Origin of the sequence: Segatella copri (assembly GCF_002224675.1) — a bacterium.
GTDB classification, from domain to species: Bacteria; Bacteroidota; Bacteroidia; order Bacteroidales; family Bacteroidaceae; genus Prevotella; species Prevotella copri_U.
Genome location: NZ_NMPZ01000026.1, coordinates 1 through 26,532 on the forward strand (window position 1 = coordinate 1; position 26,532 = coordinate 26,532).

Consider the following 26,532-nt stretch of genomic DNA (forward strand, 5'->3'; position numbering starts at 1 on the left):
TTCCACCGTGGTACGCATCGTTGAGAGGCGTGGTGGGATTTGTTGCTGCAAACAATACTCTTTTTTATTGGAAACTCCAAATATTTTCTTCAAAATCTGCTTGTCAAATATGGATTTTAACGTAAAAAGTTCTAATTTCCAAGTTTTTCTCCTTGTAAGCTATGCGAGATTTAGAAAAATATCGTATCTTTGTCCCCGAATTAAGGCGTTCTTTGCATATTGCAAAATACAGAAACGAGCAGAAGTCCGCTCGTTTCCATATTGTTACCTATATAATATAGGCAAACGCCCAACTTCTTGATTTTCAATCAAAGTCCAATTTAGAGCGAGTTAGAATTATTAACGGGATTCGTATTCTGTAGCTGCTGAAATCGGGGCTTGTCACACCCTGTTTTTGGTGGTTCCCTAAAAAAGCCGTACCTTTGCATCGTCAAAAGAAGAAAGGCTGCACTTTGTATATTGCTCTCTGGGCGTGACGAGCTGTATGTAACTTAAATGAGCATGCCAAAGTCGAAATGACTTTGGCATGCTTTTTTTGTTTTTATAATTGAAGGGTAGCTTGTTGCAAGTCTATGGATTCGGCACGGAGCGTGCCGTGACCTCGCAAGACGATGATGCATTTGCCGAAGAATGCCTTTCTCTTTGGATCGGTAAAACGCTCCAGGGAGGTCTGATTGCCGTTATCTGTGCCCAGAATCTCGGCGGTGGAAGAGAAATAAATCTCGTTCTCGGCATTCGGACAGAGATTGCCATCCTTATCTACTACATTTACTTCTACGAAGGTTGTAGGGATCGATGGGGATTGCAAATCCCCAGGGAGAGAGGTCAAACCTTTTTTGACTGCGGATTGCAAATCCGCAGGAACGCCTGACGGGGTCGGAGTGCACGATTGCAAATCCGCAGGAACGCCTGACGGGGTTGGAGTGCACGATTGCAAATCCGCAGGAACGCCCGACGGGGTTTGGACAGCAGACGCAAGGGTGTTCTGATAGGTCTTCTTCAAGACGAGGTGATGAGGAGGACCGGCAGTCTTGATGGTCTGGGATGAAATTTCCCTGCCCTGCTTTCTCGCTACAACCTTTACTTCACCCGGCTCGAAAGTTACTCGCCACATTACGTGGTACTCGGTGCTGCGATCAAAGGCGTCGGCATTGGCGGCATCGGCAGCTGCATTGACGCCGGCTTTTGCAGAAACAGCATTGGCTGCGGCACCATTTTCCTCTCCATGTACCTTCTTCTTCCGGATGCCCTGGCTCTTGCCATTGATGAACAGCTCTACTTCATCAGCCTGGTTGTAATAGCACCACATATCTATCTGCTGACCCGGAAGCCAGTTCCAGTGAGGGAAGAGATGAAGAACAGGCTTCTTCGTCCACTCACTCTGATACATATAATAACTGTCCTTAGGAAGACCAGCCAGGTCGATGATGCCAAAATAACTGCTGCGTGCCGGATAGGCATAAGGAGTCGGTTCGCCGATATAGTCGAAACCAGTCCAGATAAACTGACCGCCCACGAAATCATTGTGCTTCACCACATCCCAGGTCTCCTCATGCGTACTGCTCCAGGAGGCATGCATATTGTCATACGCCGAACACTTGAAGGATGGATCGGTATATGGCAGCCACCACTCCACCGGAGCCGTATAAATGCTGTCGCTCGGCATCCGGTAATAACCGCGCGTCTGTAGTGCCGAAACACTCTCGGAGAAGATGAACGGCTTGTTCGGGAAGTTCCTAGGAACATCCTTCGCCCACTGATGATGATAATTGAATCCGATGACATCGATGGCACCGCTCTTGAAGAGATGATTCTTAGGATCAGGCTCGTTGCATCCGGCAGTAACCGGACGGGCGCCCCACGGATCATACTTCTTCACGATATCTGCCAGATGACGGGTGAGGAGCGAATTCACGCTCAGCTCATCGCTATGTGCCAGGGTAGAGGCATCATGACCCGCATTCAGGATGAGATTCGCCTGCTCCAGACTCAAGGTATCGGCAGCGGCATCCGACCACTGTTCGAGCACCTCGTTGCCGATGCTCCACATGATGATGCAAGGATGATTCCTGTCGCGCTTCACCAGATCAGAGAGATCACGCTGGTGCCATTCATCGAAGAAGCGGGCATAATCGCCATTCGACTTCTTGCGGCGCCACATATCAAAGCTCTCGTCCATCACCATGATTCCCATGGAATCACACATATTCAGGAGTTCGGGAGCCGGAGGATTATGACTGCTTCGGATGGCATTCACACCCATATCCCTGAGGATGGTGAGCTTGCGATGAAGCGCATCCTCGTTGAGAGCGGCACCGAGACATCCGAAATCGTGATGCTCGCACACGCCATTGATCTTCATATTCTCGCCATTGAGAAAGAAACCCTTCCGGGCATCAAACCTCACATCACGGAATGCGGTCTGCGTTGTGGCGGTATCCACCACCTTGCCATTCACCACCAGTTCGCTCTTCACGGTATAGAGATAGCCCTTGCCGATAGACCAGAGATGAGGTTTCCTTACCTTGAGCTGCTGGTTCTGGGTGCCCTGGCTCCTTGCCACCACCTTGCCAGCCGCATCGTAGATGGTATTGCGGATGGAGAGCTTCATCCTGCTGCCACTGGCGTGGAAATCCACCTTCACCCTGACATCACCCTTCGGCGTGGTAGCCACATACTGACCCCACTGTGGGATGTATGCCTCCTTCAAGGTCTTGGTAAGCCAGACGTGGCGGTAGATGCCGCAGCCCGAATACCAGCGGCTGTTGGGCTGGTCGCTGTTATCCACCTTCACGGCGATGACGTTGTCACCCTTCTTATATATATAAGGTGTAAGATCGTACTCGAAGGTGCTGTAGCCGTAGGGACGGGTACCGAGCTTGTGACCGTTGATATAGACGGTGGAGTTCATATACACGCCATCGAAGGTGATGGTGAAACGGTCGTACTTCTCGTCTGGCGAAAGAGAGAAGTGCTTGCGATACCATCCGATGCCGCCCGGAAGAGCACCACCGCTGGCTCCCGAAGGATTCGATGGAGAGAAATCGCCCTCTATCGCCCAGTCGTGAGGGAGATTCAGGCGACGCCAATGCCCGTCGGAATACTCTGAATTCTGCATACCGGCACTATCAGCCAAAACGAAAAGCCAGTCTTTATCAAAAGACTGGCGATCGCGGGCGCTCAAAGACTGAGCGCCCAATAGTAGAATTGCTAAAGCAAATATCTTCTTCATATTATTTCAATTTTACAGTCATTGCCTGACCTGCATACTTCACTACCTTGCCCTTAGGCGACTTGGCGAGATTCACGCCCTGCTGCTTCTTCTGATCTACCAGGATGATGTTGAAGCGACGCTTCTGGAGCATGCCGTCGAAACTACCCTTGCGGGCACCGATGGTAACCTGCTTCCGGGCATCATCATACTTGAAATCGATTACAGCATACTTGCCCTTCTCGTAGTTATAGTTCGTGCCCTCATCCTCGTACAAGGTATAAGAGCCATCCTTGCCGGCATAGACATAGAGGTCGATCAACTCCGGCTTCTTCTCATCACTCCACTGCATCTCAGGACCTATCGGAAGGATGGCGCCCTCTGGGATGAAGACAGGAATCTTATCGTATGGTGCATCAGCCACGATGGTCTGACCGCCTGCATGATATGCTCCGGTATAGAAATCATACCAGCCCTTCTGCTTAGGCAGATAGACTTCGCGTGAATACTTCTGATACTCGCCTACCGGACAAGCCATCAGGGCAGAACCGAACATCCACTGGTCCTTGATATCCAACACCTTCTCATCGCCATTGAAATCCATCACCAGTCCGCGCATCATGGTGTAATCCTTGAGATGCACCATACCCGCCATACTGTAGAGGTAAGGCATCAGGCGATAGCGGAGCTTGTCGTAGGCTACAATGGTCTTATAAGCCGGATGATCGGCTGGTGCGATGTTCCAAACCTCACGCAACGGCCACTGACCGTGGGCACGATAGAGCGGAACGAAACAGCCAAACTGGTTCCAGCGAGCCTGCAACTCACGCCACTCCTTCAAATCGGCATTTTCCTTACCGGTCTTGTCAAACTCCTGCTGGGCTGCCACATAGCGGTTTTCCACACAGAAACCGCCCTGGTCCATTCCCCAGAAAGGAAGACCTGCCATGGAATAGTTCAATCCGGCAGTCATCTGCGCACGCATATCCTCCCAGCGGGTAGCGATGTCGCCCGACCAGGTAGCGGTGCTGTAGCGCTGTTCGCCAGCAAAGCCCGAACGAGTGAGGAGGAAGACACGCTGGTTAGGGTTCACGCTGCGCTGACCATTGTAGATGGCGTCGGCATTCACGATGCTGTAGGCATTGAAATACTCGGTAGCTGTACCCAGGGCGGTAGGACCGGAGAGCGCCTTGCGATACCACATCGGCGTGCAGTCGCGCACGTTCGGCTCAGAAGCATCCATCCACCAGGCATCGATACCGAACTTATACTTGGTATAGAGATTCTCATCCATCTGTCGCCAGAACATCTTTCTGGCTCCGGCATCATAGGCATCATAGAAGGAGCCGCGGAAACCGAGCCAGTCGTGGATATCATCCTTGATAGCCTGGTGATACATCCAGCCCTTGGCATCCAGTTCCTTGTAATTCTTCACGGTATCATAGAACTTCGGCCAAACCGAAATCATGAATCTTCCATGCAGGGCGTGCACACTGTCGAGCATCGCCTGAGGGTTCGGATAGCGAGCCGCCTCAAACTCGTGGCTTCCCCATGAATCCAGCTTCCAGTAGTTCCAGTCCTGTACGATGTTATCCACCGGAATCTTCAGGTCGCGGAACTTTTTCATATTCTCCTCGATATCCTTGCTGCTCTGATAGCGCTCGCGGCTCTGCCAGAAGCCGAGCACCCACTTAGGATATACCGGAGCCTTGCCGGTAAGGGTGCGATAGCCCGAGATTACTTCGTCCATATTCTTTCCGGCAATGAAGTAGTAATCCATATCCGGCGACATCTCGCTCCAGATGCTCAGCTGGTTTTTCTCAGCCTCAGAACGTGGGGCTGCCACACGGAGACCGCAGTAGGAAACATCGCCATCCGGCTGCCATTCGATGCGGATAGGGGTCTTCTTGCCCTTCGGAATGGCTGTCTCAAACTTATAGGAATTCGGATTCCAGGCGGTACGCCAGCGCTCAGGCACCACCAGCTTACCGTCGATGTAGATCTTCATATAGCCGGCATAGTAGAGGATAAACTGATAGAAGCTGCTGGTTGGCGCCTCTACATATCCCTCGTAAACCACCTTGGATCCATTCAGCGCAAAGCCCTTAGGCAGGTTCTGTATGCCGCCCTTATCAGTCTTGTTGCAGATTTCTGAAGTCTCAGGCATGGCATATTCAAAGTAGATGCTGTCCTCGCCACGTACAATCTTCCTGCCATCCTTATCCACATAAGTACCGGTGAGCTGTCCTTCCTTACCGTCCTTGTCGTAGAGCTTGAAGGCACGGTTCAGCTGGAGATAATCGTCCGGATTACCCCATCGGCTGTAGGAATAGGAATCCCAGAGGATGCCGTAGTTCTTGTTGGAGATGACGAAAGGCACACTCACCTTGGTGTTATACTGGAAGAGGTCTTCGTTCTTGCCCTTCATGTTGAGCTCTTCGCTCTGGTGCTGACCGAGGCCATAGAAGGCTTCATTGTCTGGCGAATCGAAGAGGGCACGCCATGACCATCCGTGCTTCTGTGCCTCGGGTACCTTGGCGATATCCACACCGATTTCACGGTCGGGCACGGTGAAAGGCTTGAAGGTCTTTCCGCCCTGTGCCACCTCTTTCAACAGTACCTGATCCTTGAGATCGTAGAAGGTAATCTGTCCGGTAGCCTCGTTCAGCACTGCACGCATGGCAGCGGTGGTGATGATGAGGTCATCGCCCTGCTCCTCTACCTTATACTGCGCCTTGGAGTTCTGAGGCACGATGATGAGACTCTGCTTGCTGCGGAAGCTCTGCTCCGCCGTAGCCTGCACACGGATGATGCGGTCGCTGACCACCTGGAGGCGGATTTGCGAAGGACCATAGTTCTGATGCTGTTTCAACTGTACGGTAAGGTAGTTACCATTTTGGACAAAATCAGCTGCCTGGACACCCATAGTGCCCAGAATCAATGCAGCCGTAACAAATAATGACTTTGTTGGTTTCATTTAGTTTGTTTTTAGAGTTTATAAAATTGTTATAACAGTTTATTTCTTCTAGATGTAATATTCCGCAGAATCTACCAGTCCGGCGCGAAGTGCATACTTTGTTGCTTCGTGCACGTTGTTCACGCCGAGCTTTCTGAAGATATTCTTCCGGTGGGTATTCACGGTATGGAAACTGGAGAAACGCTTCTCGGCGATTTCCTTGGTAGTCATACCCAGGGCGATATCCTTGAGAATCTCGGTTTCGGTCTTGGTGAGATTCACTTTTTCTTCTACTTCCTGCGGCGGAGTAAGGAGTACCTCCATCATTCGCTGGCAGACAAACCGCTTGCTGTCCACGCAGAAGCGTATCGCCTCCTTGATTTCCGTCAGCGGACTCTCCTTCAGGAGCACACTGAACATACTGCTGCTGGCGATGAGCACCCGCACGAAATCGGCACTCAGGTCTTCGCTGAACAGCAGCCATCGGGTATAGGGAAAGCGCTGGTTGAGAATGAGCAGTTCGGCGGAATCATTGATATCGAAAAGCGTGTAATCGACTATCACCACCGTATCTTCGTTTTCCCGCAAGGCAAGCATCAGCTCTGTCTTGTCTTCCACATACTTGGTTTCCAATCCTTCCATTCTCTCTATCACGTATATCAGTCCGGCACGCGTGATATCCTGCTTATCTGCCAATAGAATCTTCATAAGCAAATCTCCTTCTTTTATGTTGTTATATACTCATTTATGACCAAACTTTTATGAAGGGAGAACATAGCAAAAGGCTATGTTCTCCCTGTTTTATCTTTCCTAGAATGACATGAGGAATCCCATTCGGATGCCCCACTTATCTACATTGGCATGATTCAGGTAGTTGATACGGCGCACATAATCGATTCCGAAGAACTTGAAGATGTTGTGCACACCGGCTACCACCTCCCAATATGGCGTGTTGCCAAAAGTGTAGGAGTTGTTAGGGAACTTGAAGATCACGTCATCCGATGTATTCTTCACCGGATTGTTCTTGTCGGTGAGCTGTCCCCATACTCCCTTCACGGCTACATACTCGCGCCACTTCAGCTTCTTGATGAGCGGAATGCGGTTCAGAAGCTTGCCGTTCATATCCCAGGCTACCGACCAGAAGAGCTGGCGGTCGCTCAGGAACTCCCAGTCTTTCATCATACTGATGGTTGCCTCCTGCTCGAAGATGGAGAGGTTGACTGGTGGCTGTACGAGCATGGTGAATGGAACCTTGTTCCACTGCATCTTGCCCACGATGTTGAAATCGACATATCCGAAGCTGCCCAGCCACTGGCGCTTGTAGATGCCCAGCGTGGTGAGGTTGCTCTGATACTGACCGCCCATGAATCCGTCCAGACCCATGGAATGGCGGAGGGTGAGCTCAGGACTGTCGAGATTGATAGGCAATCGCTGCTGCTTGGTGTTGACATAGGTAACACCCGGGTTGTAGTCGATGCCCACAGATGCCTCGGTGGTGCGTATCTTCTTTACTTCCTCGCCCGTGTTCACCTTGAAATAATGCAGATTGCCCACGGTGCGGTTGCTCTGCCATCTCATTCCCGCATCGAAGCGGAGTCCCCAGTCGGTCTCATAGACGAAGCTGAACTTCTGTCGCTGATAGAGATACATCTGGTCCTGCGTAGCGGCACGGATGGTCATGAAGAAGTTATCCTTGTTGTGCAGCAGGTTGTCATCGGATGGAGAAGTGATATCGTGACCAATCTCGAAGACGAACTTGCGCATCGGGAACTCAAACGGACTGTTCTTTTTCTTGTTGAGCGAATAGGTGAAGAGATGACCGTAGTACCAGTTGTGGCTCTTCGTACCGTAGGCACCATATCCATCCCAGAAGAAGTGAGGATTGAGTGCCGCCATGGTGCGGGCTGCCAGACGCAGGCGCACGCCATCCACGTAGTTGTTGGAGAGGAAGGTGTTGATAGGTCCGAGGTCGAAGAGGCTCTTTCTGCCATCCTTTCCTCCGCTTCCTATCTCTACATAGTTCTCCATGAGCGCCTTGACGCCGAAGATGATGTACTTGAATCCCTTGGAATTCTCCATACGGTGGATGAAACTGTCCATCGAAGACTCACTCTTGGTGAGATCCACCTGTCGGTACTTGTTCCAGTAAGCCTCATCACGGTTCATCGCATCCATATCATGCCTTACCTTTGCCTTGCCCTTGAAGAGAATCTTCGGCAAAGGGTCGAAGGCGTAATCGGTGATTCGGGTGTTTCGTACCACCAGCAGGTCCTGCAGCAGCTTGTTCATGTGCATCTCTGCTATCATATCATCCTTGGTGAGCACCCACTCGCCATTGTCGAGCTTGGTATATTCCTGCTCAATCTTCATATCCTTTACCCAGTTGACGGCTGAGTTGTGAGGCATATAGAGATTACATTTCTTGACGTGCAGGGTACTGTCGGCAAGCACATAGAGCTCGCCTCGGAATCCGAAGTCCTGACTGTTGGCTGGGATAAACTGCAGATGATAGCAGAGGTCGCGGTTCACATACACCGTATCTTCTATATAATAATGATAGAAGCTGATGGCTGTTCTGCCCAGCGGAGACGGGAACGGATACTGGAGCAGTCGCACGTAGTCATCGTAGATATCCACATCGGTAAAGACATCCTTGATGGCTGTATTCAGGATTTCTCCAGTCTGGATCACCTGTCCGATACCATTGCTCTGCTGACCCTTGATGATATCCTTTTCGCTCTTCGGGTCCTTGCGATATACGTGCTGCGAAACGGTCTCATCGATGCTTACCGGCAGAGTGAGCTTGCCGTTGTAAGGCGAAAGCTCCACCTGGTCGAGGAGATACTGTCGCTTGCTGAAGAACTTGCCCTCCATCTGTTCCTTGGTGATATCATTGAGTGCGAGGGTGATCTTCTGATATTTATCATACTGATAATAATCATAGTTGCTGAGGTCGCTCTTCTTCTTGGCAGCGATGACACGTCGCATGAGTTCCACGGCAGGGTTATCCTTGCGCTTGTATCTTCCCTTCTTCGATTTCACCACGACTTCTCCCAGCTTGTGGGAATCGTCCTTGAGCTTGATTTCGAGGAAGCTGGTTTTATCATCTACCTTGACCGTTGCGGTCTTGTAGCTCAGAGCGCTGACGGTAAGCATCAGTCCCGGCTTCTTTTCGATGGTAAACTTACCTTCTCCATCACTGGAAACGGCAATCTTGTGTCCCTTGTACTGCACGCTTGCATACGATACGGCAAAGCCGTCATCGTCGATGACACGACCTGTTATCTTCTGCTGCGCCATCATCTGGAGTGTAGAAACCACCAGGAGGACGAGCACCAAATACAATTTTCTTATACCTTTCATTACCTTATTATATATATAGGGGCCTTGCGCCCATTATTAATCATTCTCTACTTTCAGGCTGCAAAGTTATAACATTATTCGTAAATAGCTGCAAAAACCTATTATATATTTCAGTTTTTTATGAGATTTTCAGAAATTCCTCCATCTCAGATAGTTTCTTGATGATGCCATCGGGGATGGATTCATCCACCTTCTTCTCTTCCCACTGCAATCCCTTGATCCATAGGGTGTGGCAACCCAGCTTGTGGGCAGGAATGATATCCTTGCCATAGGTATCGCCCACTACCAGCACCTGAGAGGCTGGAAGATCGAGGGCGCAGACTCCGAGGGCGAAGATGGCTGGGTTCGGCTTGCGCACCCCCACTACTGCCGATTCTATCACGTCCTCGAAATAGCCATCAATTCCTGCATCCTTCAATACCTGATTGATGTTGCCGTAGAAATTGGAAACCAGCACCATCGGATACCCATTCTGTTTCAGATGCTCCAACACCAGCTTGTTCTCTTTCAGAAGAGCAAGGGTCTTGGCATTGATATAGCGAGCCATATCCACAGCAATCTGCCGGATTTCTGAATCAGAAAGGGAGAGGAAAAGCGCCTGTTTCTCAGAATCATCCTTTCCTGTCTCCAGCAATTTCTTTCCTGCAAGGAAATTCAATTCCAGGATCAGTTTTTCTCTGAGAATATCCTCGAAATGGAAATCGGGAGTCACGATGGGATTCACAGCCAGTGCTCGCTCGCCATACACGTAGGCATCGCGAAACGTCTGCTTGTGGATACTTACTCCTGGCTCTACTTCCTCGTCATCAGCCACGCCGATGCCAAAATGCTCGTAGCCCTGCCACAGCACTTCCGACCAGTGGTCGCCCCTGGTATCGAGCGTGCCACCATAATCAAAAATGATTCCTTTTATATCCAGTACTTTCATTATTTTTCTTTATTAATTGTTTGCTGCTGGCTCTTCTGATCAGCCTCATATTCTTCCTGAATCTTCTTCAGGTCCTTGTTTCCCACCTTGATGAGCAGAATGCCGATGGCTATCCATACCAGCTCACGGATTCGGGTGATGAGACCGGTATATACACCCAGGGCACCCGTAAGATGCAGGCCATCCACCGCCAAGGCAAGACCACCCTCTCGGGCTCCCAACTGCATAGGAGAGAAGAAGATGAGATTGCTGAAAAGCGATGAGAAGGCAAGAATCAGAATACTGTCGACGATGCTGATATCCGCCGCAAAAGCCTTCAGGATAAGATAAATCTCCAGGCTCTGGAGCACTCTCGCCATCACCTCGAAGAAGAGGGAACTGTAGAAGGTGCTCTTGTGCTGACCATGCAGCAGGGCTATCTGCGAATCTATCTGCTCCAGGGTCTCCTGCTTCTCCTGCTCAAACCGCTTAGCCCAGTTCTTCACGAAAGGAATATGGGTGAGTAGGCGTATGCCCTTCTGCGCCATTCCCGTCTTGTAACCGCGGGCGAAGAAGTAGATGCCGAGCAGGCAGAAGGCTGCGATGAAGCCCAGCATGATGCCCATAGGGACACCTATCGGATACAGGGCGATATAGAGAAATGTAGAAAGGAACCAGAACCAGAAATGGGAGAAGATGTGCATCATCACATAGAGAATGACCGATGATGTAGCCTTGCTCACACCCGTAAAAGGCTTCAGCTCCATAATGCGGTAAGGTTCGCCGCCCATCAATCCACAGGGAGTGGTGTAGTTCAGGGCAAATCCGCTCACGGTGAGCTTATATACTCGCCAGAACGAGAGTCCCTTCACCCTACCCTCGTCGTTGATGATGAGCCACCAGGAAACGGTGTTCACCCAATAAACCACGAGCCACAGACCGAGAATCAGCGGGAAATAGATGCCCGCCTGCTTCAGATAGCGCCAGATATCGGTATAGTCCATATCCATCGTGCAGAGCATGATGATGATGGCGATGATACCGAACGCCATGAATATATTTCTGAACTTGTTATTCATATAAGTATTTGTTATTGTTTATGCCTCGTACTCTCCCTTCAGGACCTTCTGGTTGAGCTTCAGACAAAGACGCTCGTGGGTTCCTCTCATATAGAAGAAGATCAGGCTGAACACGGTAATCTCGATAGCCGGATAAAGCCATGGAAGACCTATCAGGATAGAGATGAACAGCGTGATGCTGCGCCAGTTGAAGGTGAGGATATTGGCATATTTCATCAGTGGAAGACTGCCCGCACGGAAGTCGGCACGCAACTGCTCAGGCAACTGCTGCGGATATCTTTCGCGCAGATTTCTCTTGAATATCTGGAAGATAGGAGTATCCCGCTCCTGTCCCAAGGTATAGTTCTTGTAGAAGAACTGAAAGAGTTTCTGCACTGGCTCCTTTTTCCACTTCATCTGCTTCCACAGCTCTACCTGCTTGCTGGCATCGTCCAGTTCGCTACCCTCCTTGCCTTTCAGGAAGAAGAGGTGAATCTGACGGTAGTAGTCGGCAAGACGGCTCTGAATGGCATGGCATCCGAAACCGGCAACGATGCAGAGTGCCCAGATTTTCCAGCCCCACTCCGGCATCAGTCGGAAGGAGATGGCGAAGTAGATGCTGACAAACCAGAAGTCGCCAGCTGCGCCATCCAGGATTCTGCCCAAGGCACTCTTCTGGTTGGTGAGTCGTGCCAGCTGACCGTCGCAACTGTCATATACGTTTGCCCAAATGAGCAAGAAGATGCCCAAGATGTTGATTGCCAAATCGTCGAAATAGAAGCAGATGCCCGCTCCTACGCCGAGGAAAATGGAAAGAATGGTCACCACGTTTGGGGTGACGTGAAGCATGCGGAAGAATCGCGCCCACTGGTAGCCAATAGGACGATAGAAGTAAATATCAATGTGCTCCTCGGTATCCGCTGATTTCAGAGAAGCCTTAAATTCCTGATTCATCTTTTTTATTTTTATTCTTGTATCATTTTTGTTGCTATATAGAACGCAGCCTCATCACGGCATGGCGCAAAGCTAGGCCAGTCGTTGAAATCGATAATGCGGATGCTGCCATCCTCGCTGACCACACAGTCGCCGCCATATACCGGCACATTCAGCATGTCGGCAGCCTTGTCAGCCTCAGCCTTCAGAGCCTCGGCATCGAAGGCGATGCCCTGAGCCTCGCCATTGATCACCTCCAGTCCGAACTTGGAACGATGACCGCATTTCGATGGATAGAACCAATAGAAGAAATCGGTACCCGATACGCCGTAGAACTTGATGAGGTCGCCCTTCAGATGCTCATTCACCACCACCGATGTGATGCCACGCAGCCAGAAATTTTTCAGCAGCGCCTCAGCCTCCTGCTCGTTCTGCACATAGCAGGTATCCTCCTTCTGCTGCGCACAGCCGTCGCCACGCTTCAGCCAGCAAGGATAGTGTATATCCTTCACCATCTCTCCGTTTCTGCCAATGATGCGGCTCTCGGGAGTAGCGATGCCTCCGGCGATGAAACGCTCGGTCATGATGCGGCGGATGCAGCGGTTTACACCCAGACTGGAGTTCACCACCAATACGCCTTCCTCCTCTATTCTGCCGAGAATATCGAGTGCCTGCTTGCTGCGTGCCATTGAGAAGAAGCCATCCACGCCCACTGTCACACGGCAGCGAGGCCATCCGTAGGCTCTCTCCAATACAGTTGCCTTGCGGCAGAATTCCTTCTCGCACATCAGCATCACCTGCGCACCGAGTGCCTCCAGTTGCTGTTCTACGGCATTCATGATGGCAGCATCGTTATCCACGCAATTAGGCGAGAACTCGTTGCCGCGGCATACACCCACCAGGGTCTTACCCTCCAGCGGATGGATGAAAGCCTCGGCCTTCGCAATATCCTCCTTGTGATCTACATCGAGAATCTTGTTGATAGGATAAGCCTCCAGCTTCAATCCCTCTACCACCAGCTGGCGCTGGAAGTTGCGCATACGGCTCATGCCTTGCTCCATGCAATGGTCGAGCACATCGAGCGCCTTGTCGCCCAGACAGTAGATGCCACCCGAAATCAGATGGTCATCGCCCTCCTGCTTATCATGGAAGCCCGTAATACGAGGCTTCTTGTGCGAACCCTGCTTGTCGAGCAGACTGGCACCCTCGGCATCCTCCTGCTTCTCCACACCAACCCACAGTGGTTTTTCATCATCCACGTATGGAGTGACAGCCATGCAGCCGTCAATATCCTTTGCCTCCTGGAAATGACGGATATACTTCTTGAACTCCTCCTCACGGAAGATGGTATCCACGGTAGTGAGGCAGAAGCGCTCGCCACGGAGATATGGCGAGAGGGCATGCAGACTGTGCATGGAACTAGGAGTGGTCTTCACCACCAGGCGCAGAGGCACCGGCAGCTTCATCTGTTCCAGATGTTCACGCACCGCCGTGCTCCATTCATTGACAATCACTACGATTTCGGTAGCACCGCAATCTACGAAGATGCGTAGAAGGCGCTCTATCATCGGTTCGCCGCATACCGGCACCAAGGGTTTAGGCTGTTCCACGCCTTCCTGTGCCAATCGGCTTCCCTCGCCTGCGGCTATAACTGCAAATCTCATTCTATCTATTTCTAATTATTTTTATTTTTCTTCAATTTCCTATAACTTTCTTCTGTAGCAGCGGCGGCGACGGTGCTGCACGCTTTCCAGATACTGCCACTGGCTCTGCACACCCTTGTTGCTCTCCATCTGCGGCATCGCCTCCGCCCATTTGAAACCGTAGCGGTGGTACTGCTCGATGAGATCGGCGAAGATGAGGGCATTGGCACCCTTGCTGCGGTATTCCGGCAACACGCCGATGAGCACCAGATCCACGGTATCAGTGGCATGGCACTTCATCACCCGCAGGAGTCGCAGCCATCCCCATGGGAAGAGCTTGCCGTTGCGGTTCTTCTGCAACGCCTCGGTCATGGATGGGAAGGATACGCCGAAACCGATCAGGCGGTTGTTGTCGTTGCCATCTACCACACCGGTGATGAGGTTCATATCCGCCATCTTGATATACGAATCCACATACCCGTCGATCTGTCGGTCGGTGAGCTGCTGGAAATCGTAGAGATCCTTGTAGGTTTCGTTGACGATGTGGAAGACTTCCCTGCCCATACCGCCCTGAACCAGTTCGTGCTTGGTAAACTTATGCACGTGCAGATTGTAGCGGCTCTCGATGAGCTGGGCCGTCTTGGCGAATTTCGGAGGAGTTACCTCAGGCACCTTGATGCGGTACTCCAGCCAGTCGTTGTCCTTCTGGAAGAGCTCCAGAGCATCCATGTGCTTGGGATAATAAGGGTAATTGTAGTTGACGTACATGGTGGATTTCTCGTGGAATCCTTCGATGAGCATTCCTTCGCGGTCCATATCGGTAAAGCCAAGTGGTCCTACCAATTCTTCCATGCCACGCTCTCTGCCCCAGTGGGCTGCGGCATCCAGCAACTTACTGGAAACTTCCAGGTTATCGATGAAGTCGAACCATCCGAAGCGCACCTGCTTCTTGTTCCACTGGTCGTTGGCACAATGGTTGATGATGGCGGCAATGCGGCCTACCACCTTCGGGATGCTGTAATCGATAGCCAGGAAATATTGCGCTTCGCAGAAGTCGAAGGCAGGGTTCTTGTCTTTGCTCAATGTATTCCACTCGTCAAAACGCAAGTAAGGAACGGCATATTTGCTACCTTCATAAAGGTCGTAATAGAACTGTATGAAAGTTCTCAATCCTTTCTTGGTAGTAACGGGTATGATTCTAATATCACTCATTGATCTGATTTTTTTCTAAAACTTTTTGCTCTGATTTTTCTTTTTATAATAATGTATCATCAGAAAAACGGTGCAAAAGTACGAGTTTTTTCCGAGATGGCAAACGAAATCATTGTTTTTTTTCCTGCCGAGCGTTAAAATCATCGAATATTTCCCCCTTTCGGAAATAAAGCAGTAACTTTGCAGGCTGATATGAAGAAATCAAGAGATAATTATACATTCCTGACCCATGCACCGGTGCATCGGGTGATTTTTACGATGGCGATACCTACCATTATCAGCATGTTATCGACGAGTATGTACAACCTCGCCGACACCTACTTCGTGGGCAGCATCAATACCCAGAGCGTGGCAGCGGTAGGCGTTTCCTTCGCCATGATGTCAGTAATCCAGGCCGTTGGTTTCCTCTATGGTCATGGCTCCGGCAACTATATTTCCCGAATGCTGGGAGCCAAGGAGGTGGAGAAGGCGAAGAAGATGGCATCCACGGGCTTCGTGCTGAGTTTCCTGACGGGACTTCTCATCGCCATTCTTGGACAACTTTTCCTGACACCACTGTGCATTCTTCTGGGTTCCACCCCCACCATCCAGCCCTACGCCGAGCGCTATCTCGGCATCATCCTGCTGGGTGCTCCCTTCATGACAACCTCTCTGACCCTCAACAACCAGATGCGCTTCCAGGGCAATGCGATGTATGCAATGAAGGGAATCATGTCGGGAGTGCTCCTCAATCTCATCCTTGCCCCACTGCTCATCCTTTATTTTGCCATGGGCATCACGGGTGCCGCTATCGCCACCCTCATCAGCCAGTGCTTCGGCTGCGCCATGCTTTTCTGGATGTCACACAAGGGTCAGAACATCCGAATCCATCTGCACAACTTCACGCCAACCAGGGCTTACATCAAGGAGATTATCTTTGGCGGCACGCCTTCCTTATCAAGACAGGGCCTGGGAAGCATCGCCACGCTGGTGCTGAATGTGGCTGCCGGAGCCTATGGAGATGCAGCCATTGCGGGTATGAGTATCGTGACGAGAATCTCGTTCTTCACCTATGCCGTGGTCATCGGACTGGGGCAGGGTTTCCAGCCACTCTGTGGTTTCTGTTATGGAGCCAAGTTGTACAACCGCGTGAAGGAGGCATTCTTTTTCTGCATCAAATGCGGCACGGTATTTCTGGCGGTTTGTGCCGTTTTCGGCTTCCTTTTCTCCGAACCTATCATCGAACTCTTCCGTGATGATGCCAGCGTGGTAGCCGTGGGTTCCGTTGCCCTGAAGTGGCAGGTTATCAGCTTCCCTCTGGTAGCCACCATCGTGCTGACAAATATGTTGATGCAGACCATCCGCAAGCCTGTACGTGCGAATATCGTGGCAGCAGCACGTAGCGGTTTGTTCTTCATTCCGCTCATTTTCATCCTCCCTCATTTCTTCGGATTACTGGGCGTAGAGATGTGTCAGGCGTGGGCAGATATCTGTTCCTTTCTCGTGGCGATACCGATAGCCTGGAGTGCATTCAGGGATATGAAATTTCAGCAACGCTAAAAAAATCATAAAAAACAAGAACGAATTCTTTGCAGTTCAAGAAATTAATCGTATCTTTGCAGTCGAATTTTATTGATACATTAAGAACATGAGTAAAGATACACTAACTCATCAGCTGACAGAGACTATCGACGAGCTTTCAAGCGCCGAATCGCTGAAGGGTCTCTTCCATCAGCATCGAGACGGAAATCCTCTTCCTTCGGGCAAGGCGCTCGAAGACATCATCAATCTGTCTCGATCCATCCTCTTTCCGGGATATTTCGGAAACTCATCCGTGAATATCTCTACCATCAAATACCATATCGGAGTAAGAGTTGAGAAACTCTACGAGATGCTCGCAGAACAGATTCTCGCCGGACTCTGCTTCGCCAACGACTGCGAATCGGAAACCCAGGCAGAACTGCAGCACCAGCGTGCCAAGGCAGGCGTCATCGCCGCCAAAGCCATCATGGAATTTCCCAAGCTCCGCAAGATTCTCGCCACCGACGTAGAGGCAGCCTACAACGGTGACCCGGCGGCAATGAGCCACGGAGAAATCATCTCGTGCTATCCCGTAATCAAGGCGTTAACCAACTACCGTATCGCTCATGTTCTGCACAAGCTCGGCGTGCCACTCATCCCAAGAATGATGACGGAGCTGGCACACTCGGAGACGGGTATCGATATCAATCCGGAGGCTACCATCGGCCACCACTTCACCATCGACCATGGCACGGGTGTGGTTATCGGTGCCACCTGCATCATCGGCAACAACGTGAAGCTCTACCAGGGTGTGACACTCGGAGCCAAGAGTTTCCCTCTGGATAAGGACGGCAATCCTATCAAGGGAATCCCTCGCCACCCTATCCTGGAAGACGATGTCATCGTGTATGCCAACGCCACCATCCTGGGCAGAATCACCATCGGCGAAGGCTGCATCGTGGGCGCCAACGTGTGGGTGACCAAGGATATGAAGCCGAAAACAAAGAAATATAGAAAAGAAAAACAAAGTTTATTAGATATAGAATTCAATAATGGAACAGGAATTTGAACTCATTGCCAAGACCTTTATGGGTCTGGAGCCAGTCTTGGCTGAGGAGCTCACCCAACTGGGTGCTAACAATGTACAAATAGGTCGCCGCATGGTATCTTTCACAGGCGACAAGGAAATGATGTATCGTGCTAACTTCCAGTTACACACAGCCATCCGCATCTTGAAACCTATCAAGCACTTCAAGGCTCGTTCTGCCGAAGAGGTGTACGACGAGATTCAGAAGATCAAGTGGGATGACATCTTAGACGTGAAGAAGACTTTCTCGGTAGATTCAGTAGTCTATTCTGAGGAGTTCCGCAACTCACGCTTCGTGACTTACAAGGTAAAGGATGCCATCGTGGACTGGTTCCGCGAGAAGCAGGGCACACGTCCTAACATCAGCGTGTCTAACCCAGACATCCGCCTCAACATCCATATCGCAGAGGATAACGCTACCCTGAGTCTCGACTCAAGCGGTGAAAGTCTGCACCGCCGCGGCTACCGCCAGGAGCAGGTAGAGGCACCTCTGAACGAGGTTCTCGCTGCAGGTATGATCCTGATGACCGGCTGGAAGGGTGAATGCGACTTCATCGACCCAATGTGCGGTTCGGGTACTATCGCCATCGAGGCAGCCCTCATCGCCCGCAACATCTCTCCAGGTGTATTCCGCAAGGAGTTTGCCTTCGAGAAGTGGAACGATTTCGACCAGGATCTCTTCGATATGGTCTATAACGACGACTCTCAGGAGCGCGAGTTCGAGCACCACATCTACGGATATGATGTAGATATGAAGGCGGTGAACACTGCCAACCTCAACGTGCGTGCAGCCGGACTGAGCAAGGATATCACCATCGCACAGCAGGATTTCAAGGACTTCACACAGCCTGCCGAGAAGAGCATCATCGTGATGAACCCTCCATACGGCGAGCGTATCTCTACCCCTAACCTGCTGAACACCTACAAGATGATTGGCGAGAGATTCAAGCGTGCCTTCGCAGGCAACGAGGCTTGGGTACTGAGCTACCGCGAGGAGTGCTTCGAGCAGATTGGACTGAAGCCATCTATCAAGATTCCGGTATATAACGGAAGTCTGGAGTGCGAGTTCCGCAAGTATGTGATGTTCGACGGCAAGATGAAGGAGTTCCGCTCTGAGGGCGGTATCGTGAAGACTGAGCGCGAGAAGAGCGAGATGGCGCAGAAGCACCGTTTCAAGAAGGAGCGCGAGTTCAAGAAGCGTGTGAGTGAGGAGACTGAGAACGAGGAGGCAGATATCCGCAGCTTCCAGTTCCACAGCCATCGCCTGGAGGACTTCGAGAAGCGCCGCAATGAGATTCGCCGTGGCGGACGTCCACGTGTGGGTGCTGCCGGAAGACGCAACGATGATGATGACCGCAAGGGCGGCCGCAGCTTCGGAGGCAAGCGCGGAGGCGACCGTAACGACCGTAACAACAAGCGCGGTGGTTTCAAGGGAGACCGCAGAGGTGGCAAGAACTTCGGAGGAAAGCGTGGCAGCAAGCCTAGCTTCGACACCGACTTTGATGACGAGGATTAAGATTTTCTAGCGACACCGTAAAACGCGGCGTCGCTAAGATTTCTAGCAATGCGGTGAAACGCCGTATTGCTAAGAATTCTAGCAATGCAGCGAAACGCTGCGTTGCTAAAGATAAAATTCTAGTTATCAAACAGATAAACCACATAACACCACAAAACGTGGTGTTATGTGTTACAAAAAACAAGAAAAAAAATGATGAATCTGAAGAATTCAATTTATAAATTATCTTTTGCAGCTATGATTTCCATGATGGCAATGAATGCAACCGAGATACAGGCTCAGGGCGTGGTTCCTGCGCAGAAGGGCGAGAAAGCCTTCACACTGGAAGACCTGAACTTTGGTGGCAACAACTACCGCAACATGGTGGCAAAGAACCGCTGGTGCACCTGGTGGGGAAATGAACTCATCCATCAGGACATCGAGGCATGCTATCTCGTAAACAAGACTACCGGAAAGGAGACAAAACTCTTCGGTATCAACGATATCAACCAGTGGATTGCTCCTACCAAGGACATCAAGGTAAGAGCCCTCTACAACGCTCAGTTCCCTTTTGCAGGCAAGAGCATTGTGATGGTGAGCAACGGCAGCAAGACCTACACCATCGACTTCAAGAAGCATAAGCTGCTGAGCGAGATGGAGTTTGAAGATGGCGAGAACCTCCTCGAAGCTAACGCACAGCAGAATGCATTCGCCTATCTGAAGGGCAGCAACCTCTATGTGCGCTCCTTCGACATAACCAACAATGCCATGACAAGAGAGAAGAAGTCTCACGATTTCCAGATCTCTACAGACGGAAGCCGCTCTATCGTATATGGTCAGAGTGTTCACCGCGATGAGTTCGGCATCAGCAAGGGTACCTTCTGGAGCCCTAACGGCGAACTGCTCGCCTTCTACCGCATGGATCAGAGCATGGTGACTGATTATCCACAGGTGGATATCCCGGAGATTGATTACTTCAATCATCCTGAGACCCAGACCTGCTGCGCCAAGCCTGCACCAGACAAGTATCCGATGACAGGCGAGACATCGCACAAGGTAACTGTGGGCGTGTTCGACTGCATGACAGGCAAGACCATCTATCTGAAGGCGGGCGACCCTACAGACCGCTACTTCACCAACATCGCATGGAGCCCAGACAGCAAGACCATCTATATGTTTGAGTTGAACCGCGACCAGAATGACTGTCGCCTCACTGCCTACAGCGCAGAGACTGGCGAGAAGACCGGCGAGCTCTATCGCGAGACCGATGAGAAGTATGTAGAGCCTTGTCACCCTATCCAGTTCCTGCCTTGGGACAACAGCAGCTTCATCATGCAGAGTCGCAAGGATGGCTACAACCACCTTTACCTCTGCACCCTGGGCAAGCACGGCAGCCGCATGGCAAGCAACACGGAATCGCTCGAAATCAAGCAGTTGACATCGGGTAAGTGGGAAGTAATGGAAGTGCTCGGCTTCAACACCAAGCGCAAGAGCATCATCATCGCATCCAACGAGTGCTCTCCTATCCAGCGTAACATCTTCACCGTAGATACCAAGACCGGCAAGCGCACCATGATGGACGATTGCGGCAAGGGATGGCACAACGCTACCCTGAGCGGAAGCGGACAGTTCATCTATGATAACTACTCTACTCCAACCGTGCCTCGCAAGATTGCCATCGTAAACACCGAGAACGGCAAGCGCACCGCTTACTTCACAGCCAAGAACCCATGGAAGGGCTACAACGTGCCTGAATACAGCTGCGGTTCGATCAAGGCCGACGACGGCGTAACCGACCTCTACTGGAGAATGGTGAAGCCGGTGAACTTCGACCCTAACAAGAAGTATCCTACCATTATATATGTATATGGCGGTCCTCACGCCCACAACGTGGATGCCCGCTGGAACTACTCTAGCCGTGGCTGGGAAACCTACATGGCAGAAAAGGGCTATCTGCTCTTCATCCTCGACAACCGTGGCAGCGAGAACCGTGGCAAGGCTTTCGAGCAGGCTACCTTCCGCCAGCTGGGTCAGGTAGAGATGAAGGACCAGATGAAGGGTGTAGAGTACCTGAAGACCCTGCCTTACGTAGATGCCGACAAGATTGGTGTTCACGGCTGGAGCTTCGGTGGATTCATGACCATCTCGCTGATGACCAACTATCCTGACGTATTCAAGGTAGGCGTAGCAGGCGGTCCGGTAATCGACTGGCACTGGTACGAGGTGATGTATGGCGAGCGCTATATGGATACCCCACAGACCAACCCAGAGGGTTACAAGAAGACATCCCTGCTCTATCAGGCTAAGAACCTGAAGGGTAAGCTGCAGATTATCCAGGGCTTGAACGATGTGACCGTGGTGCCACAGCACTGCCTCACCTTCCTGAAAGCTTGTATCGCAGCAGGTACCCAGCCAGATTTCTTCGTATATCCAGGTGAGCCTCACAACATGAGAGGTCATCAGAGCACTCACCTGCACGAAAGAATCAGCAACTACTTCTTCGACTACCTGAAGTAAAAAGAAAAATTTTAAATGTATAAGAGACTCTATCTGAAGAAAATTCGGATGGCAAGATATCCAAGAGTCAATCTGAAGTAAAAATCTTCGGAACAAAAAGATGATTAACAAGATAAGAAAAGTAATTTTATTAATTACCACCATACTCTTTGCCTGCCACCTGCAAGTGGCAGGTAAAGAGTTTTTTGTTTCTAAGCAGAGCATCCCCGACTTTAAATTCATCTTCGACAAGCTATCTCAGAACCGCATCACCTATAATCGCTACAACGATAGCATCTTCAGCATCCACAACCACGACAAATGGGTAAGATTCTTCATGACAAGAAGCCGGAAGAACCATTTGATGTATCACGAGAACGAGAAGCTGCTGAATAGCATTGCAGATTATTTCGAAACCGATATGGCAGATACGACGAAGGAGACCATTCTGCCGGATGCAGCCTACGACAGTCTGGACAAAAACTTCTTTCATAACTACGCCTATGCCCTGACGGATCCATTCATCACAAACAGGGTTACTGATATTCTGATTCGAAATTTCAGAAAACGCCCGGAAAGGAACTACGAATTTCTGAGAGCCATGAGCTGGAAGGGGGCATCCTATTACCAGATATGGAGACTGAACAGAGACAACGAGACATTGAAAAAAGCATACGATTGCATCGCATACGTAGCCGACAGTGCGCACTGCCATACGCCCGAAGAACTGGGCCTGTACGGCTATGCCCTACAGGATCTGTGCCTATCCGCATGGACACTCCACCATATCCAACCTCTGAAAAAACTGAAGGAAAGATACGAAAAGCTGGAAATATTAGCCAGAAATCATACGGCAGACGAACTGGAAGTACCCGAAAAGAGAAGGCAGCTATGGATTAACCGCATCAAAGACAGAGACTTGGAGATAGTAAGAGGTATCTATCTCACCAATCCGGAACTGATAGAAAAGAAAGAAGGAGACGCTTTGGTAAAACGGGTGATAAGTCAGTATCCGGATACCGTAGGACTCAGCATCTCATCGAAGCTTAATCTCATCGTCATGAAGCTAAGAATTGGAGAAATCCAGACAAGAACAGCCTTGAGAGAGGCTGAGGAAATATACGGAATGCTGATCAAACCACTTACACAACAAAAAGTTCTGGGGGAAGGTGCCTTCAATTCGCTGATGAATCACTACACCAATCTGGCGTTTATCGTAGATACCGCCAGAGTTTCAGCCAATTACAAAAAGAAGCACATCAGGACATTCTGTGAAGACATTATCAGGATGTTCAGACATCGCAAAGACCAGCAGAACTCCACACTGTATAATCAGACACTGGAAAATGTGAGCACCTATCCCCGACTCATCAAATACCTGAGCGATGAAGAAAGAATAGGATTCGTGATGGAACTGAACGTAGCAACCCAGGTTACCACCTACGCCCACTCTACCCACGTGGCACGACTTGCAGAAGCCATGATGAAAGCCATCATCAGGCACAGGCGGGAACTGCTGGTAGGAAAACTGGGCATCAGCAGCAAATGGCAGGTAAGGCTTCATCAGCGGCAGCTCATCCACTTCATCACCCGTGCTGCACTCTGTCACGACATTGGCAAGAACAGTATCGTAAGCGTGGTGAACAACGACTATCGACAGCTGTGCGATGAGGAGCGAAGAATCATCAGAATGCATCCACGAATGGGACTGAAATACCTGAAGATATCGCAGAAGCTGAAATACTACCACGATACCACGCTGGGACATCATAAATGGTACAACGGCAAGGGAGGCTATCCAAGCGACTTCGACAACACCCAATCGCCTTACCGCTTCATGATAGACATCATAACCCTGTGCGACTGCATGCAGGCTGCCACCGAGCGAGTAGGCAGAAACTACAAGCAGGAGAAGAGCTTCGAAAAAGTGATGGGAGAGCTGAGAGAAGGCGCAGGAACCCGATACAATCCCGACCTGGTGAAGCTGATAGATGACATACCGGAACTCTACAAGGAACTGGAGAGGATAGCCATCTACGGATGGCCTGATATCTATTATGAAATCTATAAGAACTATATGCGATAAAGATTTTAGGCTTTTTGCTTGTATAGTTCGCTGAAATTTAGTAATTTTGCAGCAAATTAGGAATTTGGATGCAAAAAGGAGTAAATATCTATCCTGATTGTAAAAGAAGGAGATGATCAATATCCTGATTGTAACATATAATAGAAGAATTATTAAACGTAACTACGATGAAAATATTATTGTTAGGAGGCGGTGGCCGCGAGCACGCCTTAGCTTGGAAAATCGCTCAGAGCGAGAAGTGTGAGAAACTCTTTATTGCTCCTGGTAATGCCGGTACACAGAATGTTGGCGAGAATGTGAATATCAAGGCTGACGACTTCGAGGCGCTCAAGAACTTCGCTGTCGAGAACGGTGTTGATATGGTGGTAGTAGGTCCGGAAGACCCACTGGTAAAGGGTGTCTATGATGACTTCAAGGCTGACCCTCGCACCCAGAACATCCCTGTGATTGGTCCATCAAAGGCTGGTGCCGTGCTGGAAGGAAGCAAGGACTTCGCCAAGCAGTTTATGAAGCGCCACAACATTCCGACAGCTCAGTATGAGACTTTCGACGGCGAGCACGTAGAAGAAGGCTTGAAGTTCCTGGAGACTCTGAAGGCTCCATACGTATTGAAGGCTGACGGCTTGTGCGCCGGCAAGGGTGTTCTCATCCTCCCTACCCTGGAAGAGGCCAAGAAGGAGTTCAAGGAGATGCTCGGCGGTATGTTCGGCAACGCTTCTGCACGCGTAGTTATCGAGGAATTCCTCAGCGGTATCGAGTGCTCCGTATTCGTATTGACCGATGGCAAGAACTACAAGATTCTGCCTGAGGCTAAGGACTACAAGCGCATCGGCGAGCACGATACCGGTCTGAACACCGGCGGTATGGGTAGCGTTACCCCTGTGCCATTCGCAACCAAGGAGTGGATGCAGAAGGTGGATGAGCGCATCATCCGTCCTACCGTAGAGGGTCTGGCTGAAGAGAACATCGACTACAAGGGCTTCATCTTCTTCGGTCTGATCAATGTAGAGGGCGAGCCTATGGTTATCGAGTACAACTGCCGTATGGGTGACCCAGAGACAGAGAGCGTGATGCTCCGTCTGAAGAGCGACATCGTGGATCTCTTCGAGGGTGTAGCTGCCGGCGATCTTGACAAGCGCCGCATCGAGTTTGATGAGCGTGCTGCTGTCTGTGTGATGCTCGTAAGCGGTGGTTATCCAGAGGCTTACAAGAAGGGTTATCCTATCCAGGGTATCGACGACGTGGAAGGTTCTGTTGTTTTCCACTCTGGTACAGCCATGAAGGATGGAAAGGTTGTAACCAATGGCGGCCGTGTAATCTGCGTAAGCAGCTACGGCAAGGATAAGGAAGAGGCTCTGAAGAAGAGCTTTGCCGAGGCACAGAAGATCCAGTTCACAGACAAGTACTTCCGCTCTGATATCGGACAGGATCTTTAATCCATAGGCTCCACACGCCCTGAAAGGGCAAAAGCTCCCAGACATTGTATTGGCAGCCAGACGCCCTGAAAGGGCAGAAGCTCCCAGCCCAGGGCAACGCCCTGGGTTATGATTTAAGGGAGAATGTCGCCCTGAAAGGGCAAAAGCTTCATCATTTTTCAAAAAATTAGATGTTAAGAAAGAAAACTTTTCAAAATAAAGTGGCGGCTAGCCGCTACGCTCTACCTGTAACAGCAACCCTTGCCGCCTTGGTATGGGTTGCTGTAGGTTTTTTAGTAGCTAACATTTGGGTGCAGTTCGCCTTCACCATCCTCTCTACCCTGCTGATGGTGGAGCTCAACAACCATAATTCCCTGATGCGAACCTACAGCCGAATGGTGTCCTGCAGTTTCCTGGTGTTCATCACCATGACCTCTCTGCCTACACCCTCCTTCAAGGCAAGCATCGTGACGATGTGCTCCATCGCCTTCTACCTCATCATCTGGAACAGTTACCAGGACAGGCGGGCGGCAGGATGGACCTTCTATGCCTTCTTCTGCGTAGGACTCGCCTCACTGGTGTTCATCCAGGTGGGATATTTCCTGCCCTTCCTGTGGCTGATGATGATGGTATTCACCAATTCCTTCAGCATCAGAAACTTCTTTGCATCTATCATCGGTCTCATCATGCCATATTGGTTCTCAGCGGGTTACTTCGCCTACACCAATAATATAGATGGACTGATCAGTCATTTTGCAGAATTCATTAACTATCAAGATCTGTTCGATTATTCGCAGGTTACCGACCACGAGGTGGTGAATCTCCTGTTCCTCATCATCCTGAGCACATTAGGCAGCATACACTTCCTGCATACCTCTTATGCAGATAAGATCCGTACCCGAATGATCTACAATTCATTCATTCTGATCAACTATGTGAGTCTTGCCTTCATCATCCTGCAGCCTCAGCATATCAAGGAGTTGAGCAGCATTATGATTGTAAATACGGCACCACTCACAGCTCACTTCATTACCTACACCAAGGGAAAGTTGGCGAACATCGTCTTTATCTCGGCGCTGGTCATCATGGTATTGATATTGCTATACAATATCTTCATTCCGGAAACGGTATTGCTGCAGGCTATTCAGGGATAAGATTGATTCTGGGATA

16 protein-coding genes are annotated in these 26,532 nt (G+C 50.4%); 7 read left to right on the top strand and 9 right to left on the bottom strand.

Annotated elements, in window-relative coordinates:
* Nucleotides 1-541 precede the first annotated feature (541 nt).
* The 9 genes from CFT61_RS13280 to CFT61_RS13320 form a co-directional block, all read right to left on the bottom strand.
* The gene (locus tag CFT61_RS13280; RefSeq protein WP_254918981.1) at nucleotides 542-3,232 is read right to left on the bottom strand and encodes a glycoside hydrolase family 2 TIM barrel-domain containing protein; all 2,691 of its coding nucleotides are present in this window, start codon (nucleotides 3,230-3,232) and stop codon (nucleotides 542-544) included.
* Nucleotide 3,233: 1 nt separating this feature from the next.
* Nucleotides 3,234-6,188: a TIM-barrel domain-containing protein gene (locus CFT61_RS13285; protein WP_089544898.1), complete on the bottom strand. Its 2,955-nt coding sequence runs from the start codon at nucleotides 6,186-6,188 to the stop codon at nucleotides 3,234-3,236.
* A 48-nt stretch (nucleotides 6,189-6,236) separates the two neighbouring features.
* Complete coding sequence (locus CFT61_RS13290) at nucleotides 6,237-6,875, bottom strand: response regulator transcription factor (protein WP_089544899.1); 639 nt, start codon at nucleotides 6,873-6,875, stop codon at nucleotides 6,237-6,239.
* A 102-nt stretch (nucleotides 6,876-6,977) separates the two neighbouring features.
* Entirely contained in the window at nucleotides 6,978-9,530 is a 2,553-nt protein-coding gene (locus tag CFT61_RS13295) for a DUF5686 and carboxypeptidase-like regulatory domain-containing protein (protein ID WP_176425612.1), read from the bottom strand.
* A gap of 118 nt (nucleotides 9,531-9,648) precedes the next feature.
* On the bottom strand, nucleotides 9,649-10,458 hold the full coding sequence (locus CFT61_RS13300) for an HAD family hydrolase (protein ID WP_089544900.1): 810 nt from the start codon (nucleotides 10,456-10,458) through the stop codon (nucleotides 9,649-9,651).
* Nucleotides 10,458-11,516 (bottom strand): lysylphosphatidylglycerol synthase transmembrane domain-containing protein, encoded by a 1,059-nt coding sequence (locus CFT61_RS13305; protein ID WP_089544901.1) that lies wholly within the window; start codon nucleotides 11,514-11,516, stop codon nucleotides 10,458-10,460. Before CFT61_RS13305 ends, CFT61_RS13300 begins: the two co-directional genes overlap by 1 nt.
* An 18-nt stretch (nucleotides 11,517-11,534) precedes the next feature.
* Nucleotides 11,535-12,449 carry a CDP-alcohol phosphatidyltransferase family protein gene (locus CFT61_RS13310; RefSeq protein WP_089544902.1) on the bottom strand — a complete coding sequence of 305 codons (915 nt, stop codon included), beginning with the start codon at nucleotides 12,447-12,449 and terminating at the stop codon, nucleotides 11,535-11,537.
* 11 nt (nucleotides 12,450-12,460) lie between these two features.
* Nucleotides 12,461-14,092 carry a nucleotidyltransferase family protein gene (locus tag CFT61_RS13315; protein ID WP_089544903.1) on the bottom strand — a complete coding sequence of 544 codons (1,632 nt, stop codon included), beginning with the start codon at nucleotides 14,090-14,092 and terminating at the stop codon, nucleotides 12,461-12,463.
* Nucleotides 14,093-14,131: 39 nt separating this feature from the next.
* Nucleotides 14,132-15,283: an N-acetyltransferase gene (locus CFT61_RS13320; protein WP_089544904.1), complete on the bottom strand. Its 1,152-nt coding sequence runs from the start codon at nucleotides 15,281-15,283 to the stop codon at nucleotides 14,132-14,134.
* A gap of 192 nt (nucleotides 15,284-15,475) precedes the next feature.
* Between CFT61_RS13320 and CFT61_RS13325 the strand changes: the two genes are divergently transcribed.
* From CFT61_RS13325 to CFT61_RS13355, 7 genes are all read left to right on the top strand, one after another.
* Nucleotides 15,476-16,822: an MATE family efflux transporter gene (locus tag CFT61_RS13325; RefSeq protein WP_089544905.1), complete on the top strand. Its 1,347-nt coding sequence runs from the start codon at nucleotides 15,476-15,478 to the stop codon at nucleotides 16,820-16,822.
* An 88-nt stretch (nucleotides 16,823-16,910) separates the two neighbouring features.
* Nucleotides 16,911-17,852: a serine O-acetyltransferase gene (locus CFT61_RS13330; RefSeq protein ID WP_089544906.1), complete on the top strand. Its 942-nt coding sequence runs from the start codon at nucleotides 16,911-16,913 to the stop codon at nucleotides 17,850-17,852.
* The gene (locus CFT61_RS13335; protein WP_089544907.1) at nucleotides 17,836-19,386 is read left to right on the top strand and encodes a THUMP domain-containing class I SAM-dependent RNA methyltransferase; all 1,551 of its coding nucleotides are present in this window, start codon (nucleotides 17,836-17,838) and stop codon (nucleotides 19,384-19,386) included. The genes CFT61_RS13330 and CFT61_RS13335 overlap by 17 nt, the downstream gene beginning before the upstream one ends.
* 249 nt (nucleotides 19,387-19,635) lie before the next feature.
* Nucleotides 19,636-21,882, top strand: a complete 2,247-nt coding sequence (locus CFT61_RS13340; protein WP_176425613.1) for a S9 family peptidase — start codon at nucleotides 19,636-19,638, stop codon at nucleotides 21,880-21,882.
* Nucleotides 21,883-21,982: 100 nt separating this feature from the next.
* A complete protein-coding gene (locus tag CFT61_RS13345) occupies nucleotides 21,983-23,947 on the top strand; it encodes an HD-GYP domain-containing protein (RefSeq protein ID WP_142990641.1) in 1,965 nt (654 codons plus the stop codon).
* Between the two features lie 167 nt (nucleotides 23,948-24,114).
* The gene (purD, locus tag CFT61_RS13350) at nucleotides 24,115-25,383 is read left to right on the top strand and encodes a phosphoribosylamine--glycine ligase (protein ID WP_089544910.1); all 1,269 of its coding nucleotides are present in this window, start codon (nucleotides 24,115-24,117) and stop codon (nucleotides 25,381-25,383) included.
* 170 nt (nucleotides 25,384-25,553) lie between these two features.
* Nucleotides 25,554-26,516 carry a hypothetical protein gene (locus CFT61_RS13355; protein WP_089544911.1) on the top strand — a complete coding sequence of 321 codons (963 nt, stop codon included), beginning with the start codon at nucleotides 25,554-25,556 and terminating at the stop codon, nucleotides 26,514-26,516.
* The last annotated feature ends 16 nt before the right edge of the window (nucleotides 26,517-26,532 follow it).

What these genes read in the sequence shown, in the direction of transcription:
- CFT61_RS13300 (WP_089544900.1), bottom strand. Translation starts at nt 10,458, where the DNA reads ATGAAAGTACTGGATATAAAAGGAATCATTTTTGATTATGGTGGCACG.
- CFT61_RS13305 (WP_089544901.1), bottom strand. Translation starts at nt 11,516, where the DNA reads ATGAATAACAAGTTCAGAAATATATTCATGGCGTTCGGTATCATCGCC.
- CFT61_RS13295 (WP_176425612.1), bottom strand. Translation starts at nt 9,530, where the DNA reads ATGAAAGGTATAAGAAAATTGTATTTGGTGCTCGTCCTCCTGGTGGTT.
- CFT61_RS13315 (WP_089544903.1), bottom strand. Translation starts at nt 14,092, where the DNA reads ATGAGATTTGCAGTTATAGCCGCAGGCGAGGGAAGCCGATTGGCACAG.
- CFT61_RS13335 (WP_089544907.1), top strand. Translation starts at nt 17,836, where the DNA reads ATGGAACAGGAATTTGAACTCATTGCCAAGACCTTTATGGGTCTGGAG.
- CFT61_RS13345 (WP_142990641.1), top strand. Translation starts at nt 21,983, where the DNA reads ATGATTAACAAGATAAGAAAAGTAATTTTATTAATTACCACCATACTC.
- CFT61_RS13355 (WP_089544911.1), top strand. Translation starts at nt 25,554, where the DNA reads ATGTTAAGAAAGAAAACTTTTCAAAATAAAGTGGCGGCTAGCCGCTAC.
- CFT61_RS13280 (WP_254918981.1), bottom strand. Translation starts at nt 3,232, where the DNA reads ATGAAGAAGATATTTGCTTTAGCAATTCTACTATTGGGCGCTCAGTCT.
- CFT61_RS13285 (WP_089544898.1), bottom strand. Translation starts at nt 6,188, where the DNA reads ATGAAACCAACAAAGTCATTATTTGTTACGGCTGCATTGATTCTGGGC.
- CFT61_RS13325 (WP_089544905.1), top strand. Translation starts at nt 15,476, where the DNA reads ATGAAGAAATCAAGAGATAATTATACATTCCTGACCCATGCACCGGTG.
- CFT61_RS13310 (WP_089544902.1), bottom strand. Translation starts at nt 12,449, where the DNA reads ATGAATCAGGAATTTAAGGCTTCTCTGAAATCAGCGGATACCGAGGAG.
- CFT61_RS13330 (WP_089544906.1), top strand. Translation starts at nt 16,911, where the DNA reads ATGAGTAAAGATACACTAACTCATCAGCTGACAGAGACTATCGACGAG.
- CFT61_RS13320 (WP_089544904.1), bottom strand. Translation starts at nt 15,283, where the DNA reads ATGAGTGATATTAGAATCATACCCGTTACTACCAAGAAAGGATTGAGA.
- CFT61_RS13290 (WP_089544899.1), bottom strand. Translation starts at nt 6,875, where the DNA reads ATGAAGATTCTATTGGCAGATAAGCAGGATATCACGCGTGCCGGACTG.
- purD (WP_089544910.1), top strand. Translation starts at nt 24,115, where the DNA reads ATGAAAATATTATTGTTAGGAGGCGGTGGCCGCGAGCACGCCTTAGCT.
- CFT61_RS13340 (WP_176425613.1), top strand. Translation starts at nt 19,636, where the DNA reads ATGGCAATGAATGCAACCGAGATACAGGCTCAGGGCGTGGTTCCTGCG.